General features: G+C 61.5%; 12 protein-coding genes and 1 pseudogene. 7 read left to right on the top strand and 6 right to left on the bottom strand.

All coding sequences use genetic code 11. The features are described 5' to 3' along the window. Positions 1-214: 214 nt before the first annotated feature. The 6 genes from KGB20_RS21015 to KGB20_RS20990 all read right to left on the bottom strand — a co-directional run bounded on the left by KGB20_RS21015 (position 215) and on the right by KGB20_RS20990 (position 10,745). Positions 215-1,696 (bottom strand): efflux transporter outer membrane subunit, encoded by a 1,482-nt coding sequence (locus KGB20_RS21015; protein ID WP_154908969.1) that lies wholly within the window; start codon positions 1,694-1,696, stop codon positions 215-217. Then, entirely contained in the window at positions 1,693-4,800 is a 3,108-nt protein-coding gene (locus KGB20_RS21010; protein WP_154908968.1) for an efflux RND transporter permease subunit, read from the bottom strand. The genes KGB20_RS21015 and KGB20_RS21010 overlap by 4 nt, the downstream gene beginning before the upstream one ends. A 148-nt stretch (positions 4,801-4,948) precedes the next feature. Continuing rightward, positions 4,949-8,044: an MdtB/MuxB family multidrug efflux RND transporter permease subunit gene (locus KGB20_RS21005; protein ID WP_223532965.1), complete on the bottom strand. Its 3,096-nt coding sequence runs from the start codon at positions 8,042-8,044 to the stop codon at positions 4,949-4,951. Further along, complete coding sequence (locus KGB20_RS21000; protein ID WP_154860073.1) at positions 8,041-9,357, bottom strand: MdtA/MuxA family multidrug efflux RND transporter periplasmic adaptor subunit; 1,317 nt, start codon at positions 9,355-9,357, stop codon at positions 8,041-8,043. Before KGB20_RS21000 ends, KGB20_RS21005 begins: the two co-directional genes overlap by 4 nt. Before the next feature lie 177 nt (positions 9,358-9,534). After that, complete coding sequence (tpx, locus tag KGB20_RS20995) at positions 9,535-10,035, bottom strand: thiol peroxidase (protein WP_057714973.1); 501 nt, start codon at positions 10,033-10,035, stop codon at positions 9,535-9,537. A gap of 266 nt (positions 10,036-10,301) precedes the next feature. Continuing rightward, positions 10,302-10,745 carry an SRPBCC family protein gene (locus KGB20_RS20990; protein ID WP_150813813.1) on the bottom strand — a complete coding sequence of 148 codons (444 nt, stop codon included), beginning with the start codon at positions 10,743-10,745 and terminating at the stop codon, positions 10,302-10,304. 175 nt (positions 10,746-10,920) lie between these two features. On the opposite strand from KGB20_RS20990, the gene KGB20_RS20985 reads away from it, so the two are divergent. The 7 genes and pseudogenes from KGB20_RS20985 to KGB20_RS20955 all read left to right on the top strand — a co-directional run bounded on the left by KGB20_RS20985 (position 10,921) and on the right by KGB20_RS20955 (position 16,683). After that, positions 10,921-11,346 carry a YciI family protein gene (locus tag KGB20_RS20985; protein ID WP_057714975.1) on the top strand — a complete coding sequence of 142 codons (426 nt, stop codon included), beginning with the start codon at positions 10,921-10,923 and terminating at the stop codon, positions 11,344-11,346. Between the two features lie 364 nt (positions 11,347-11,710). After that, a pseudogene (locus KGB20_RS20980) lies at positions 11,711-12,124 on the top strand (hypothetical protein); the annotation flags it as partial. A gap of 115 nt (positions 12,125-12,239) precedes the next feature. Further along, entirely contained in the window at positions 12,240-13,187 is a 948-nt protein-coding gene (locus KGB20_RS20975) for a transporter (protein ID WP_090455053.1), read from the top strand. Positions 13,188-13,195: 8 nt separating this feature from the next. Beyond that, on the top strand, positions 13,196-14,176 hold the full coding sequence (locus KGB20_RS20970; RefSeq protein WP_090455052.1) for an AAA family ATPase: 981 nt from the start codon (positions 13,196-13,198) through the stop codon (positions 14,174-14,176). Then, complete coding sequence (locus KGB20_RS20965; RefSeq protein WP_154908967.1) at positions 14,173-15,108, top strand: DUF58 domain-containing protein; 936 nt, start codon at positions 14,173-14,175, stop codon at positions 15,106-15,108. Before KGB20_RS20970 ends, KGB20_RS20965 begins: the two co-directional genes overlap by 4 nt. After that, positions 15,105-15,704, top strand: coding sequence for a DUF4381 domain-containing protein (locus KGB20_RS20960; protein ID WP_154908966.1), 600 nt, complete (start codon positions 15,105-15,107; stop codon positions 15,702-15,704). The genes KGB20_RS20965 and KGB20_RS20960 overlap by 4 nt, the downstream gene beginning before the upstream one ends. Continuing rightward, complete coding sequence (locus tag KGB20_RS20955; RefSeq protein WP_154860080.1) at positions 15,691-16,683, top strand: vWA domain-containing protein; 993 nt, start codon at positions 15,691-15,693, stop codon at positions 16,681-16,683. The genes KGB20_RS20960 and KGB20_RS20955 overlap by 14 nt, the downstream gene beginning before the upstream one ends. Position 16,684: the final 1 nt, after the last annotated feature.

The following is a 16,684-nucleotide window of genomic DNA, read 5'->3' as shown; positions in this document are numbered from 1 at the left end:
CCAAATGAGAACGCACTCACAAAATGAGCAAAGGGCCATCAGTCCGATGAAACGCTTGTTTTAAGGTTTTACATTAACTTGCTTCAAGCTGCCGGCACCTGACAAAACCTGTGGGAGCGAGCTTGCTCGCGATAGCGGTGGGTCAGGCAACATCCATGCTGAATGTGACGCAGCCATCGCGAGCAAGCTCGCTCCCACAGGGATTGCAGCTACGCTATTGGTTTTCGCTCACCTCAAGCTGCCCGTCCCAGCCACCCCCCAACGCGGCAATCAACTGCACACTGGCTATCAGGCGGCTTTGCAACAGGTCCAGGTTGCTGCGTTCATTGTTCAGCGCCGCCGCCTGGGTCACCACCACATCGATGTACGCGATCAAACCGGCCTTGTACTGGTTCTGGGTCAGGCGCAACGATTCACGGGCGGCATCCAGTGCCTGTTGGCGCACGACGGCTTCATCCTCAAGCACCTTGAGCTGCACCAGGTAGTTTTCCACTTCGCGGAATCCGTCCAGTACGGTCTGGCGGTACTTGGCCACCGTTTCGTCATAGGCCGCTTCACTGCGGTCGACTTCCGCCGAGCGCTGGCCACCGTCGAACAGGGTCATGGCCAATTGCGGTCCGACCGACCAGAAGCGGTTCGGCAGGCTGAACAAGTCTTTCGAGGTACTGCTGCTGTAACCACCGTTCAAGCTCAGGGTCAGGTCCGGGTAATAGGCGGCCTTGGCCACACCGATGTTGGCGTTGGCGGCCATCACCGAGCGCTCGGCCGAAGCGATGTCCGGGCGACGCTCCAGCAACTGCGAAGGCAGCGCCAGCGGTACTTGCGGCAATTGCGGGATGTCCTGGCTTTGCGCCAGGCTGAACTCGGCCGGCGGCAGGCCGATCAGCACAGCGATGGCGTTCTCCAACTGGGCGCGTTGCCAGATCAGGTCGATCATATCGGCTTCGGTGCTTTTGAGCTGTGTCTGGGCCTGGGCCACCGCGTCCTTGCCCGATACGCCTGCGCGGTACTGGTTTTCGGTCATCTTCAACGAACGCTGATATGCCTCGACCGTGTCCTGGAGCAAGCGTTTCTGGCCATCGATCACGCGCAGTTGCAGGTAATTCTGCACCAGCTCCGACTGTTGACTCAGGCGCATGGCCGCCAGATCGGCAAAGCTTGCCTGGGCATTGGCGGTGTCGGCTTCGAGGCCTCGGCGCAGCTTGCCCCATACGTCCGCTTCCCAACTGACGCCCGCCTGGGCCGAGTACGTGTCGCGAATACCGCTGGACGAACTGCTCAGGCTGGAACTGCTGCTGCCGGTGCCCTGGCTTGAACGGTTCTTGCTGACGTTCAGGTCCACCGTCGGGAAAAACGCCCCGCGTGCACTGCGCACCAGGGCCTGGGCCTGGCGGTACTGCGCTTCGGACTGGGCGACGGTCTGGTTGGCGCTGTTGAGTTTTTCGATCAGGTCGTTGAGTTGCCGGTCGCCATACAACTCCCACCACGCGCCACGCGCCAGGGCATCGCTCGGGTTGGCCTGACGCCAGCCCTCCGCTGCCTTGTACTGCGCAGGCTCGGCGGTTTGCGGGCGCTGGTAATCCGGGCCGACGGCGCAGGCACTGAGCATCGCCACGCACAGTGACAGGCTCAACAGGCGCGAGCCTCGAGCCGTGATCAGCGGTGCAGCCAGGTTGAAAAGCGAACGGTCAGTCATAGCGGAGTTTCCAGAGCAACATCAGTACGCACCCCGCGCCATTTATTGAAGCGATGGCGCAGGTTGTCGAGATAGAGGTAAACCACCGGGGTGGTGTAAAGCGTCAGTACCTGGCTGAAGATCAGCCCGCCGATGATGGTCAGGCCCAGCGGCTGGCGCATTTCCGCCCCTTCGGCGCGGCTCAGCAGCAACGGCAAGGCACCGAGGATCGCCGCCAGGGTGGTCATCAGGATAGGTCGCAAACGTTGCAGGCAGGCGCTGCGGATCGATTCCAGCGGTGCCATGCCCTGGTTTCGTTCCAGTTGCAACGCCAGGTCGATCATCAGGATCGCGTTTTTCTTCACCACGCCGATCAGCAGAAACAGCCCCAGCAACGAAATCAGGCTGAACTCGCCGCCCAGCGCATAGATCGACAGCAACGCGCCGACCCCGGCCGACGGCAGGGTCGAGAGAATCGTCAGCGGGTGAATGTAGCTTTCGTACAGCACACCCAAGACCAGATACACCGCCACCAGCGCCCCCAGAATCATCCACGGCTGACTTTTTTGGGTCGCCGCGAAAGCGTTGGCTGTGCCGGCCATTTTCGCGATCACGTCTTCCGGCAGGCCGACCTTGGCAATCGCCCGCTCGATGGCGGCACCGCCCTGCTCCACGGTCACGCCTTCGGCCATGTCGAAGGCAATGCTCTCCGAAGCAAACTGGCCTTCGTGGCTGACCCGGTCGTTTTCCAGGCTGTTTTCGTAATGGGCGATGGTCGACAGCGGGATTCGCGCGCCGTCAGCGGTGATCACCTGGACTTGCGTGAGGGTGATCGGGTCCTGGGCGTATTTCGGATTGACCTCCATCACCACCTGGTACTGATTAAGACTGTCGTAGATGGTCGAAATCTGCCGCTGACTGTAGGCGTTGTTCAGCACCGCCGTGACCATGTCCATGTCGACACCCAGACGCTTGGCCTGGTCTCGGTCGACGATCAGGGTCACTTGGCGGGCGCCCCGGCCTTCCCGCGCATCGATCGCCGTCAGCTCCGGCAAGGCCCTGAGCGCGGTGACGACTTTCGGATACCACTCGCGCAATGCCCCCAGATCCCCGCTCTGCAGGATGTACGAGTATTGCGAGGTGGTCTGCTCACGGCCACCACCGAATTGCAGGTCCTGGTCCGCCATGAGCATCAGTTGTGCCCCGGGAACCTTGGGCATTTCCTTGCGCAGGCGTTCGATGACTTTCTGCGCGGAAATGCTGCGCTCCTTGATCGGCTTGAGGCGCACCAGCATGAAGGCGTTGTTGGTGCCGTTATTGCCGCCAATGAACCCGGCGACGCTTTCTACCGCCTCATCCTTCAACACCGCACGGCGGAAAATCTCCATCTTCGGCTGCATCACACTGAACGACAGGCCGTCGTCGCCGCGCACGAAACCGATCAGTTGACCGGTATCCTGCTGAGGTAAAAACGTTTTAGGAACAACCACATACAACGCAATATTAACGCCAATTGTTACGAACAGGCTGAACAAGGTCAGGCGCTTGTGGCGCAGTACCCAGTCGAGGCTGGTGGCGTATTTTCCGACCATCCAGTCGTTGGTCCGCCGGCTCCAGCGTTGCAGGCGGTTCTCCTGCCCCGGCGTGTGCGGCTTGAGCCAGCGAGCGCAGAGCATCGGGGTCAGGGTCAACGACACCACCAGCGAGACCACGATGGCCGCCGCCAGGGTGATGGAGAATTCGCGGAACAGGCTTTCGATGATCCCGCCCATGAACAGGATCGACAGGAACACCGCCACCAGCGACACGTTCATCGACAGCAAGGTAAAACCGACTTCCTGGGCGCCGAGGTACGCGGCCCTCATCGGCCGCACGCCTTCGTCGATGTGCCGGGAAATGTTCTCCAGCACCACGATGGCATCGTCCACCACCAGCCCGGTGGCCAGGATCAGCGCCATCAGCGACAGGTTGTTCAGCGAAAAACCGTAGAGGTACATCACGGCAAAGGTGCCGACCAGCGACACCGGCACCGCCAGGGTCGGGATCAGCGAGGCACGGAAGTTACCGAGGAACAGGAACACCACCAGGATCACCAGCGCTACGGCGATCAGCAGGGTCATTTCCGCCTCGTGCAGCGTGGCCTTGATCACCGGCGAGCGATCCATGGCCAGGTTCAGCTTGACGCTGGCCGGCAGCACCGCCTGCAACGCCGGCAGCTGGGCCTTGATCTCGTTGACCGTCTCGATGATGTTCGCACCGGCCTGGCGGTTGATCACCAGCAGCACCGCCGCGTCGTCGTTGAAGAAACCGCTGTTGTAACGGTCCTCGACGCCATCGCTGACCTTGGCCACGTCCTTCAGGCGCAGGGCCGCGCCACCGTTGTAGTGGATGATCAGCGACTCGTAGTCCTTGGCTTTTTCCAGCTGATCGTTGGCCTGGACCTGCCACAGCCGCTGATCGTCTTCCACCGAGCCCTTGGGCCGGCGCACGTTGGCATTGGCGATGGTGTTGCGTACATCGTCCAGGGCCACGCCGTACTGGTTCAATGACTGCGGTTCAAGCTCGATACGTACCGCCGGCAACGAACTGCCGCCGATCTGCACCTCGCCGACGCCCTGCACCTGGGACAGGCTCTGGGACAGGATGGTCGATGCCAGGTCATAGAGCTGGCCTTTTTCCAGCACGTCCGACGTCAGCGACAGCACCATGATCGGCGCCTGGGACGGGTTGACCTTCTTGTAGGTCGGCATGCTGCGCATCCCGCTCGGCAGCAGGGTGCGCGAGGCGTTGATCGCTGCCTGCACTTCCCGCGCCGCGCCGTTGATGTCGCGGTCCAGGTCGAATTGCAGGATCACCCGGGTCGAACCCTGGCTGGACCGGCTGCTCATGGTGTTGACCCCGGCAATGCTGCCGAAAGAACGCTCCAAAGGCGTGGCCACGGTCGACGCCATCACCTCGGGGCTGGCCCCGGGCAGGCTGGCCTGGACCACGATCACCGGAAAGTCCATTTGCGGCAGCGGCGACACGGGCAGCAAACCGAAGCTCACGCCGCCCAGCAGCATGATCGCCAGGCTCAGCAGCATGGTCGCGACCGGGCGCTTGATGAAAGGGCCGGAAAGGTTCATCGATGATTGCCCCCCGCACCAGCCCACGAGCCCTGCTGCCCCCCTGTGGGAGCGGGCTTGCTCACAAAGAGGGCCTTGCATTCAACATCCCTGTCGACTGACCGGACGCCTTCGCGAGCAAGCCCGCTCCCACAGGTTCTGCGGGGCGTCATACCGTCGCCTCCTGAGCGTCGGACTTGCCAAAACGCCGACCGAGACGGTCGAAGTACAGATAGATCACAGGCGTAGTGAACAGCGTCAGAATCTGGCTCAGCAACAGGCCGCCGACCATCACCAGACCCAGCGGTTGGCGCAGTTCCGCGCCGGAACCGGTGGCCAGCATCAACGGCACGGCACCGAACAAAGCCGCCAGGGTGGTCATCAGGATCGGCCGGAAACGCAGCAATGCCGCCTGATAGATCGCCGTTTGCGGGTCCATGCCCTGGTTGCGCTCGGCGTCGAGGGCGAAGTCGATCATCATGATCGCGTTCTTCTTCACGATGCCGATCAACAGGATGATGCCGATGATCGCAATCATGCCCAGGTCGTTGCCGCTGAGGATCAACGCCAGCAAGGCGCCCACCGCCGCCGAAGGCAAGGTCGAAAGAATGGTGATCGGGTGGATGTAGCTCTCGTAGAGCACACCCAGCACGATATACATGGTCACCACCGCCGCCAGGATCAGCAGCAAGGTGCTCGACAACGAAGCCTGGAACGCCTGCGCCGCGCCCTGGAACTGGGTCTGCACGCCAATCGGCATGCCGATGTCCTTCTGCACCTGCTCGATGATCTCGACCGCATGCCCCAGCGCCACGCCGGGCGCGAGGTTGAAGGACATCATCACTGCCGGGAACTGGCCGATGTGGGTGATCGCCAGTTGCGCCTGACGCTCCTCGACATGCGCCAGGCTGGACAGGCGTACCTGACCGCCATCGGTGGTCTTGACGTGAATCTGCTCCAGCGCCTGCGGGCCGATCTTCTCCCCTGACTGCGATTGCAGCACCACGCGGTACTGACTGGCCTGGGTATAGATCGTGGAAATCTGCCGCTGACCAAAGGCGTCGTACAGCGCATCGGTGATGTTCGACACCGACACACCAACCCGCGACGCCGCATCGCGGTCAATCACCAGATAGACCTGCAAGCCCTTGTCCTGCAAATCGCTGGCGACGTCGGTCAATTCCGGCCGGTCGGCCAAAGCCTCGACCAGACGCCCGCTCCACAGGCTCAGCAGCTCCGAGTCCGGCGACGACATGCTGAACTGATACTGCGTGCGGCTGACCCGGTCTTCGATGGTCAGGTCCTGCACCGGCTGCATGAACAGGCGGATGCCGACCAGTTTGTCCAGTTCCGGTTGCAGGCGGGCAATCACTTGCATGGCGCTCAGGTCGCGGTCGTTGTGCGACTTGAGGTTGATCAGCAACCGGCCGCTGTTGAGGGTCGAGTTGTCGCCATCCACGCCAATGTAGGAGGACAGGCTCTCGACCGCCGGGTCGGCCAGGATGACCTTGGCCAGTTCCTGCTGGCGCTCGTTCATGGCGGCGAAGGAAATCGATTGCGGCGCTTCGGAAATGCCCTGGATGACGCCGGTGTCCTGCACCGGGAAGAAGCCCTTGGGCACCACCATGTACAGCAATACCGTCAGCGCCAAGGTGCCAATGGCCACCATCAAGGTCAGCGGCTGGTGCTTGAGCACCCACTGCAACTTGCGCCCGTAGGCGGCGATCATCCAGTCGATGAACGCACCGCTGGCACGGTAGAAGCGGCCCTGCTCTGCTTCCTTGGGTTCACGCTTGAGCAACCGCGCGCACATCATCGGCGTCAGGGTCAGGGAAACGACCAGGGAAATCAGGATCGCTACCGCCAGCGTAATGGCAAATTCGCGGAACAACCGCCCGACCACGTCCGCCATGAACAGCAGCGGGATCAGCACGGCGATCAGCGACAACGTCAGGGAGATCAGGGTGAAACCGATCTGCTTGGCGCCCTTGAGCGCCGCGTTCAGCGGGCTGTCGCCCTCCTCGATGAAACGCGAAATGTTCTCCAGCATGACGATCGCATCGTCCACCACGAAACCGGTGGCGATGGTCAGGGCCATCAGGGTCAGGTTATTGACCGAGAACCCAGCCAGGTACATCACGCCGAACGTACCGATCAGCGACAGCGGCACGGCCACCGACGGAATGATCGTGGCGCTGGCGCGACGCAGGAACAGGAAGGTGACCATGACCACCAGGGCGATGGCGATCAGCAATTCGTGCTGCACGTCCTTGACCGAGGCGCGGATGGTCTGGGTGCGGTCGGTCAGCACCACCACGTCGAGGCCGGCTGGCAGGTTGTCGGTGATGCTCGGCAGCAGGGCCTTGATCCGGTCCACCACCTCGATCACGTTGGCGCCGGGCTGACGCTGGATGTTCAGCAGCACGGCCTGGTTCTCGTTGGCCCACGCCGCGAGCCGCTCGTTCTCGGCGCCGTCGACGATCTCCGCCACGTCCTTGAGCCGCAACGGTGCGCCGTTGGCGTAGGCCAGGATCAGGTTGGCGTAGTCCTTGGGCGACGTCAGTTGATCGTTGGCATCGAGCATCGAGACCCGGGTCGGGCCGTCGAAGTTGCCTTTAGGCTGGTTGACGTTGGAGGCGCCGATCAGCGTGCGCACATCCGACAGGTTCAGGCCGTTGGCCGCCAAAGCCTCGGGATTGACCTTGATCCGCACGGCCTGGCGTTGACCACCGGCAATGCTGACCATGCCGACGCCGCTGATCTGGGCAATCTTCTGCGCCATGCGCGTATCGACCAGATCGTTGAGCTTGGGCAACAACATGGTCTTGGAAGTGATGGCCAGGGTCAGCACCGGCGTATCGGCCGGGTTGACCTTGTTGTACACCGGCGGTGCCGGCAGGTCCTTGGGCAACAGGTTGGTCGCGGCGTTGATCGCCGCCTGCACTTGCTGCTCGGCCACATCCATGTTGATGTCGAGGCTGAACCGCAGTGTCAGCACCGACGCGCCACCGGAACTGGTGGACGCCATTTGCGTCAAGCCGGGCATCTGCCCGAACTGCCGCTCAAGTGGCGCGGTCACCGCGCTGGTCATGACATCCGGACTGGCGCCGGGGTACAAGGTCATGACGCGAATGGTCGGGTAATCGACCTGGGGCAACGCCGACACCGGCAGCAACCGGTAGGCGATGACGCCGGCCAGGATAATCGCCAGCATGCTCAGCGTGGTGGCTACCGGGCGAAGGATGAACAGCCGCGAGAGATTCATGCGCCGCCCTTTTTCGCCTTGTCGGTGGTCGCAGGCTCAGCCGAGTTGACCGCAGACTTGCCTTGCAGGTGTTCGGTTGGCGTGGTCGGCACGTCCTGGCTGTCGTTGACCACCTCCACATCGCTGCCGTCTTTCAGGCGGTCAGTGCCTTCCAATACGACCCGATCGCCCGCCGACAGTCCTTCGGTGACCACAGTGTTCAGGCCGTCACTGGCGCCGACTTTCAACTGACGGATCTTGACCTTCTTGTCACCGTCCAGGACATAGGCGAACGTGCCGTTGGTGCCGAACTGGATCGCGGCGGAAGGCGCCAGTACCACGTCTTTGAGAGTGTCGGCCAACAGGCGCACATTGACGAACTGGTTGGGGAACAGCGACTGATCGCGGTTCTCGTAACGGGCCTTGAATTTCAGGGTGCCGGTGGTGACGTCGATCTGGTTGTCCAGGCTCTGCAGCACGCCCGTGGCTTGCAGTTTGGTATCACCGCGGTCCCAGGCTTCAGCCGGCAGTTTGGCGCCGCTGCGATAACGGGCCAGCACGGTGTCGAGGCTGTTTTCCGGCAGGGTGAAGGCCACGCTGATCGGTTGGGTCTGGGTGATGATCGCCAATGCAGTGGTGTCGTTGGCCGCTACCAGGTTGCCGACGTCCAGTTGACGCAGGCCGACGCGACCGGTAATCGGGGCGCGGATCCTGGTGAATTCGAGGTTGAGCCTGGCGTCGTTGACCGCCGCCTGATTGGTCTTGACCGTGCCCTGGAACTGACCGACCAGCGCTTCGGCGGTGTCCAGGGTCTGCTTGGCAATACTGTCTTCGCGGTACAGGCCGCGATAACGCTCGACGTCGACCTGGGCGTTTTTCAGCTGCGCCTGATTCTGCAGCAAGGTGCCCTCGGCTTGAAGCAAGGCATTCTGGTAAGGGCGCGGGTCGATTTCGACGAGCATGTCGCCGGCCTTGACCATCTGCCCTTCTTCGAAATAGATCTTGACCAACTCACCGCCAACGCGACTGCGGACATTGATGGTGTTCAGCGCCGTAACCGTGCCCAGAGCCTTGAAATACAGCGGGAAATCACCCTTGACTGCCGGAGCCACTCGCACCGGCACCGGCCCGGACGCGCCACCGAATCCCGGGCGCATCCCGCCCGACCTGCCGGTATGCCCGGCGACAGCTTTCTGCCCCGCAGCCTCTTTGGGTGCAGCGCTGCCGGGCCAGAATTTCCAGCACAGGCCAGCGATGACCAACAGGACAAGCAGGCCGAACAGCCAGCGACGAGGACTACGGGAAGCGGAGGATTGCATTGAGTGATCAACCATTGGGCGCGTGGGCTTTTTTACATGAGGCTGAACGATAAGCACTGGCGGGTTTTAAGCAAAGCGCCTTTACCGGCAATTTACCTTCGGCTTACGTAACAGGAGAATTATCCAAGACACTGAAACACAAATGAAAACGGCCTGGACAGGGCCAGGCCGTTAAACATTGTAAAGCCCGGCTTATTTCAGAACAGCAAGTGCCGCGTCATAGTTCGGCTCGTCAGCGATTTCGCCAACCAGTTCGCTGTGCAGCACGTTGTCGTTTTCGTCCAGAACCACGACGGCACGAGCGGTCAAGCCTTTGAGCGGGCCGTCGGCGATGGCCACGCCGTAGTTCTGGATGAACTCGGCACCACGCAGGGTCGACAGGTTCTGTACGTTTTCCAGGCCTTCGGCGCCGCAGAAACGGGCCTGGGCGAACGGCAGGTCAGCGGAGATGCACAGCACGACAGTGTTGTCGACGCTGCTGGCCTTGGCGTTGAACTGGCGCACGGAGGTGGCGCAGGTCGGGGTATCAACGCTTGGGAAGATGTTCAGCACTTTGCGCTTGCCGGCAAAGTCCTTCAGGGTGACGTCGGACAGATTGCCGGCAACCAGGGAAAAGGCTGGCGCCTTGGAACCGGCTTGTGGCAGTTGGCCGTTGACTTGAACCGGGTTGCCTTTGAGAGTGACTTGAGCCATGAACGGAGTCCTTCTGAACGTTGTGGTGGAGAATTTTGACGAGGCCGAAGTTAACCACGAAATTGTCCGACGACCTATGGTCAAACATAAATTGTCATGTATCAGAGCACAAAATTGGATACACGTGCCCTCCCATACACCACAAGACCCTGTGGGAGCGGGCTTGCTCGCGAATACGGCAGCACATTCAGCATCGCCGGGACTGACAGATCGCTTTCGCGAGCAAGTCGGATCGCCGCACCGCCGCTCCCACAGGGACAGCGGTGTTATTTGAGCAACCGCAACATATTGCGATGGCGCGCCTCGAAAATCCGTCGCATATAGCCATTGACCAGCAACCACTCCACCGGCGCGCCGCCAATCGCCGAATACGTCACCCGGTCGGTGTATAGCGTACCGCCCTCTCCCGCTGCGACCCGATGTTCATGACGAAAGGCGCGCATCGGCCCGTTGAGCATTTCGTCGATGAAATGCCACTCACCGACCTCACGGATCACCACCGTCCAGTTCGACGGAAGAACATTGAACATCCAGTGCCTGAAACGAAACTGTCGACCTGCCTCGATGTGCAGGTTATTCAGGTCGATATCGCCCAGCGGTGTGATGCGTTCGGGGAAGATTTTCGGGAAGTTCACGCCTTCGAGGCAGAAGTCGAGGACTTGCCCAGGCGAGCGGTTGGGGATGAGGGTCGTGAGCTCCAGGACAGGCATGAGCAGTGGCAATCCATTGGCCGAGGGACCCGCAGGCTACCATCACACCAAAGCCCCATGCATCCCCTTGGGGTATCACTAAAATCTGTTGCAGTTTTTTGTTAGAGGGTTGTCGATTCAGACGCTGATCATTCGACTATCAAGTAACTCACTTACCCCCCAATGGAGAAAAGCCATGCGATTCATGATCATCATCAAGGCCAGCCAGGATTCCGAAGCCGGCGTGATGCCCAGCCAGGAACTGCTGACCGCCATGGGTAACTACAACGAAGAACTGGTGAAGGCTGGCATCATGCTTGCGGGCGAAGGCCTGCACCCGAGCAGCAAAGGCGCTCGTATAAAGTTTTCAGGTGACAAACGCACAGTGATCGACGGCCCCTTCATCGAAACCAAGGAACTGATTGCCGGTTTCTGGTTGTGGAAAGTGAAGTCCAAAGAAGAAGCCATCGAATGGGTCAAGCGCTGCCCCAACCCGATGCCTGGCACCGAGGCCGAGATCGAGATTCGCCAGGTGTTTGAAGCGGAAGATTTTGGTGCAGAGTTCACACCGGAACTGCGTGAGCAGGAACAGCGGGTTTGGGAACAGGCGAAGAAGAACTGAGGTTGACTGAACCGGCTGTTGCTTCAGTTTCCTGTGGGAGCGAGCCTGCTCGCGAAGAGGTCGTCATATCCAACGCTTATATTGACTGACAGGCCGCCTTCGCGAGCAGGCTCGCTCTTGCATCGGCTAGATAGCCACTTAACTTGTTTGGGCAAACGCTTGATCCGTATTAACTTTTTAGTACACGAAATTCACGAGAAACCGCCCACAAAACGAAAGAATTAATCCTTCCTACTGGTTAACCCGCGGTTAACTGCTAAGTTCATCTGACGAGTCCTACAGGCTTGATCGGAAAGGGATTACGCAGTTACGGCCAGGTTCAGGGGCCATCTGCCCAATCAGCCACCAGGGAACGGGGGGATTAATGTCTAAGAATTTGCGGAAGTACGCCTTTGTATGGGTGACTTCACTCGCACCTGCTTTTTGTGCTCACGCGGATAACGCCGAGACCGCCAACAAAAGCAACAACCCGCTGAACCTGGCACCCGGTATAAACCTGCAGGATTACTACACACCCAAACTGTTCGATACCAACGCTCACACCAATGATGCGCTGCTGCGCGGCGCCCTTCCGATGGCAGCCAATGACGTCATAGGCGTCCCGCAGTTGCTGCGCGTCACGCTCCCCGTCAGCACCCGACCCGATCCGCACAACGGCTACAGCACCGGCATCGGCGACCTGAACGTATTCGACATTTTCCTGCTCAAGACCAAAGGCGTGCAGCTGGGCATCGGCCCACAAATCACTGCGCCGACCGCCGAGCAGGATGAACTGGGGTGGTCCGTTCTACGGGATTTTGCGTTTGTATCTACCAAAACCGAAAGTCACCAACGGCCAATGGCACATGCCGTTGCTGACTCCTGTCACCCCAAAACAATAAACGGAGTCAGGCATGTTCAGGCCTCTCGTAGTGCGCCCCTTGTTGGCGCTGTGCATGGTCAGCGGTAGTCCATTGGTACTGGCGGCCGAGGGCGGCGTCGGTCGCCCCATCACCGGGCAGCAAGTGTTTTCCAACGCCGGGATCGTGCCCCCGGAGCCGGGTTGGGTCATGTCCCTGACCAGCATCTGGTACGACGGTGAACTCAAGGGCAGCGCTCAAGTGCCGATCGTGGGTGCCATCAGTACCGGGCTGGACATGAAGGTTTCCTACACCATGGCCAACTTCACCCATGTCTGGGACACCGGCAAGGGTCCCTGGAACTATGCCTCGGCCATAGGCGTGCCAGTGCAGTACACCGACATCACCGCCAACGTAACCGGCCCCCGTGGCCGTACCCTGGGCACCTCGGACACCGGCACCCAGTTCGCCGACATGCTGGTGACCCCGATCGCGGCCGGCTACCACTTCGACGAACTCAACCACATCTCGCTCTCGCTGCCGATCTACGTGCCGACAGGCGCCTACAACGTCGATCGCCTGGCCAACCCCGGGCAGAACAATTACACCTTCATGCCTACCGTGGCGTTCACCCACCTGGACGGCAAGGGCGGCGAATTCACCCTGTCGAGCGGCCTGGAGTTCTACACCGAGAACGACGCCACGGATTATCGCAACGGCAACATTTTCACCCTCGATGCACTGTGGACCCATGGATTCGGCAACGGCTGGAACGCCGGCATGGTGGCAGGCTATATCCAGCAGGTCACCGATGACTCCGGATCCGGCGCAACCAGTGGCTTTCGCGGGCGCTCCGTTGGCGCTGGCCCGACAGTGGGCTGGACCGGCAAGTTCGCCGACGCCCAGGCCAATATCAGTGCTCGCTGGGTCCCGGAGTTCGATACCAAGAACCGGCCTGAAGGCAATGGTTTCAGCGTCAACATGACCCTGGCGTTTTTCTAGGAGACCCCATGACCGCACTCAACGACCTCAACGCCCTGCAAGCCAGCATCGCCGAAGCCGTGCTCGGCCAGGATCAGGTCATTCGACAAATCCTTGTGGGCCTGCTGGCCAACGGTCACCTGCTGCTGGAAAGCCTGCCCGGCCTGGCCAAGACCCGTACGGTGAAAGCATTGGCCAAACACCTGGACGCGAAGATGAGCCGCATTCAGTTCACCCCGGATTTGCTGCCGTCGGACATCACCGGCGCCGAGGTGCTGCATCAGGTCGAAGGCAAGAACGAAATCCGCTTCCAGCCCGGCCCGCTGTTCGGCAACCTGATTCTCGCCGACGAAATCAACCGTGCGCCGGCCAAGGTCCAGGCGGCGTTGCTCGAAGCCATGGAAGAACGCCAGATCACCGTGGCCGGCAACAGCCATGCGCTGCCGGAACTGTTCATTGTGGTAGCGACTCAGAACCCGATCGAACAGGAAGGCACGTACCCGCTGCCGGAAGCGCAGATGGACCGCTTCCTGATGAAAGTGTTGCTCGATTACCCGAGCGCGGAAAACGAAAGCCAGGTGCTGCGTCTGCTGCGCGAAGAAGAACAGGCCCTCGGCGCCAGGACCGCTGCGGTGCAGGGATTCTCGTTGTCTCAGGACGTGGTGTTCGCCGCGCGCCGAGAAGTCAGTGCCGTGCACGTCTCCCCGGCCATCGACCGTTACCTGATCGACCTGATCAACGCCACTCGCCACCCGGTCGATTACGACGCCGACCTCGGGCGCTGGATCAGCATCGGCGCCAGCCCTCGCGGCGGCATCGGTCTGGACCGCTGCGCCCGGGCGGACGCCTGGTTGCAGGGTCAGGATTTCGTTTCTCCGGACAACGTCCGCGCCGTGGTGCACCCGGTGCTGCGCCATCGTCTGCAACTGAGCTACGACGCGGTGGCCGATGGTGTGAGCGCCGATCAGGTGCTCGACCGTCTGCTCGATAAAGTGGCGATTCCTGCGTGAACATTGATGGCCTGGTGTATGTCTCTCTGGCGCAGTTGATGGCCCTGGAGTTCAAGGCCCGTGACCTGAGCTTTCTGGCGCGTCAGCCCCAGGGCAGCATCCTGGCCGGCAACCACGCTTCGCGTTTGCGTGGCCGGGGCCTGAACTTCGATGAACTGCGGCGCTATCAGCCGGGGGACGATTTGCGTCACCTCGACTGGCGCGCATCCCTGCGCACCGGCAAACCGGTGGTACGGACATTCACCGAAGAGCGCGACCGCCCGGCGCTGATCCTCGTCGACCAGCGCATGTCGATGTTCTTTGGTTCGCAACGCAGCTTCAAATCCGCGGTCGCCGCCGAGCTCGGCGCCCTGGCGGCGTGGATGGTGTTCAACGCCGGCGACCGCGTCGGTGGACTGGTCTTCAACGATCAACGCATCGACAGCATCGCCCCGCTGCGCAGCCGCAAACGGATCGAAGCGCTGTGCAGCCGCATCGCCCAGCAGAACCAGGCGCTCAATGCCGCCAACCCGGACGCCGAGGGCGAAGACCGGCTCGACAAGGTCCTGCAGCATTGCCTGGCCGTGGCCGGTCACGATCACCTGATCTGCATCGTCAGCGACTTCGCCGGGGCCGGCGAACGCACCTTGCAACTGATGCGGCAACTGGCGGCGCACAACGATGTAATTGCCATGCAGGTGTATGACCCGCTTGCGCTTAACCTGCCGAAAAACGGCCGCGTGCTGGTCACCCAAGGGCAATTGCAGGTGGAGCTGGCGGTGGATCGGCAACAGGTGCACCAACCCCTCGGGGATTTTCTCAGCGGGCGGCTCAAGGATGTCGCGACTTTGCTGCGCCGCAGCCAGGTGCCACTGATGATGTTCAGCACCGCCACAGAGCCCCACGAACAACTGCGCGCCGAACTGGGCAAGCTTACCGGAGGGCGCCGATGAACCCCGCTATCCCGAGCATCGACCAACTCAAGGAAATGGCGCTGCCGGTGCCGGTCAGTTATGCACCGCAAACCTGGGGTTGGTGGGCGTTGCTGGCGTTGTTGATCGTTACGTTGGGGGTGACCGGCGCGCGGCGCTACCGGCAATGGCGGCGCGATCGCTATCGGCGCGAGGCGTTGGTGCGGCTGGAGGAATTGCAGCAGCGCAGCAATGACCTGAATGCATTGCGCGAGCTTCCTGAGTTGCTCAAGCGCGTGGCCCTCTCGATGCCCTCCGCAAAACCTGTGGGAGCGGGCTTGCTCGCGAAGAGGGCCTTAAACGCAACATCCATGTCGACTGACCGGACGCATTCGCGAGCAAGTCGAATCGTCGCACCGCCGCTCCCACAGGGCTCTCCAGCGGCGTTGGGGAAGGAGGACTGGCAGGCATTTTTGCAGCGGCACAGTAAACAGCCGCTACCCGTCGACTTCAGCCAACAACTGTCGCTGCTGGCCTACGCCCCCGACGCAACATTGCGGGCCATGCCCAATGAACAGCGCCAACAGCTGTTCAGCACCTGCAAAACCTGGGTGGAGCGTCATCATGTGGCAGCTTGATTATCCCTGGCTGCTGATCCTGCTGCCGCTGCCGTGGTTCGGCTATCGCTACCTGTCCGACTACCGCGAAGCGCGCAGCGCCGTGCGTGTACCGTTTTTCGGGGCGATGAGCCGCGCCGTCGGCCAGGCACCGAGCCAGGCCGGCACCCGCAGCAACGGCTGGCAATTGCTCCTGAATCTGCTGGTCTGGACGCTGCTGCTGGTGGCGGCGAGTCGGCCTGTGTTGGTGGAAAAGCCCATCGAGCGCCAGCAGCCGGTGCGGGACCTGATGCTGGCCATCGACATTTCCCAGTCGATGGAAACCACCGATTTCACCGACGCCAACGGCCAGAAAATCAATCGCCTGGCCGCAGTCAAGGAAGTGGTGCACGGGTTCATCGACAAACGTAAAGACGATCGAATCGGACTGATCGTGTTCGGCACAGGTGCCTATCCGCAGGCACCGCTGACCCTGGACCACGCCAGCCTGTCGCTACTTCTGGACGACACCGGCATCGGCATGGCCGGCCCCAACACCGCCATCGGCGACGCTATCGGCCTGAGCCTGAAACTGCTGGCCCAGGCCCACGAGCAGGAAAAAGTGCTGATCCTGCTCACTGACGGCAATGACACCAGCAGCGCCATTACCCCGGATCACGCGGCCGCCATGGCCGCGGCCAAAGGCGTGGTGATTCACACCATCGGCATCGGCGACCCGACTGCCGAGGGCGAAGCCAGGGTCAACCTGCAAGGCTTGCAGGACATTGCCCAAGCCACGGGCGGGCGTTTCTTCCGCGCCGAAGACCGCAACGCCCTGGATCAGGTCTACAGCACCCTGGACAAACTCACCCCGCATCAGGTGAAAACCCTCAGCCACCAGCCCAAACGCGATCTGTTCTGGTGGCCGCTGGGCGCTGCCATTGCCCTGCTGGCGCTTTATCACTTGGGCGCCCTGCTGCTTCCACGGCTGATGCTCGCCCGTCAACGGCAGGAAGCCTGAC

Origin of the sequence: Pseudomonas sp. BF-R-30, from assembly GCF_019956175.1 — a bacterium.
Lineage (GTDB): Bacteria > Pseudomonadota > Gammaproteobacteria > Pseudomonadales > Pseudomonadaceae > Aquipseudomonas > Aquipseudomonas jessenii.
Note: the sequence above shows the minus strand (reverse complement) of the source record. Positions and strands in the feature narration are given on the sequence as shown.

What these genes read in the sequence shown, in the direction of transcription:
- KGB20_RS21015 (WP_154908969.1), bottom strand. Translation starts at nt 1,696, where the DNA reads ATGACTGACCGTTCGCTTTTCAACCTGGCTGCACCGCTGATCACGGCT.
- KGB20_RS21010 (WP_154908968.1), bottom strand. Translation starts at nt 4,800, where the DNA reads ATGAACCTTTCCGGCCCTTTCATCAAGCGCCCGGTCGCGACCATGCTG.
- KGB20_RS21005 (WP_223532965.1), bottom strand. Translation starts at nt 8,044, where the DNA reads ATGAATCTCTCGCGGCTGTTCATCCTTCGCCCGGTAGCCACCACGCTG.
- KGB20_RS21000 (WP_154860073.1), bottom strand. Translation starts at nt 9,357, where the DNA reads ATGGTTGATCACTCAATGCAATCCTCCGCTTCCCGTAGTCCTCGTCGC.
- tpx (WP_057714973.1), bottom strand. Translation starts at nt 10,035, where the DNA reads ATGGCTCAAGTCACTCTCAAAGGCAACCCGGTTCAAGTCAACGGCCAA.
- KGB20_RS20990 (WP_150813813.1), bottom strand. Translation starts at nt 10,745, where the DNA reads ATGCCTGTCCTGGAGCTCACGACCCTCATCCCCAACCGCTCGCCTGGG.
- KGB20_RS20985 (WP_057714975.1), top strand. Translation starts at nt 10,921, where the DNA reads ATGCGATTCATGATCATCATCAAGGCCAGCCAGGATTCCGAAGCCGGC.
- KGB20_RS20975 (WP_090455053.1), top strand. Translation starts at nt 12,240, where the DNA reads ATGTTCAGGCCTCTCGTAGTGCGCCCCTTGTTGGCGCTGTGCATGGTC.
- KGB20_RS20970 (WP_090455052.1), top strand. Translation starts at nt 13,196, where the DNA reads ATGACCGCACTCAACGACCTCAACGCCCTGCAAGCCAGCATCGCCGAA.
- KGB20_RS20960 (WP_154908966.1), top strand. Translation starts at nt 15,105, where the DNA reads ATGAACCCCGCTATCCCGAGCATCGACCAACTCAAGGAAATGGCGCTG.
- KGB20_RS20955 (WP_154860080.1), top strand. Translation starts at nt 15,691, where the DNA reads ATGTGGCAGCTTGATTATCCCTGGCTGCTGATCCTGCTGCCGCTGCCG.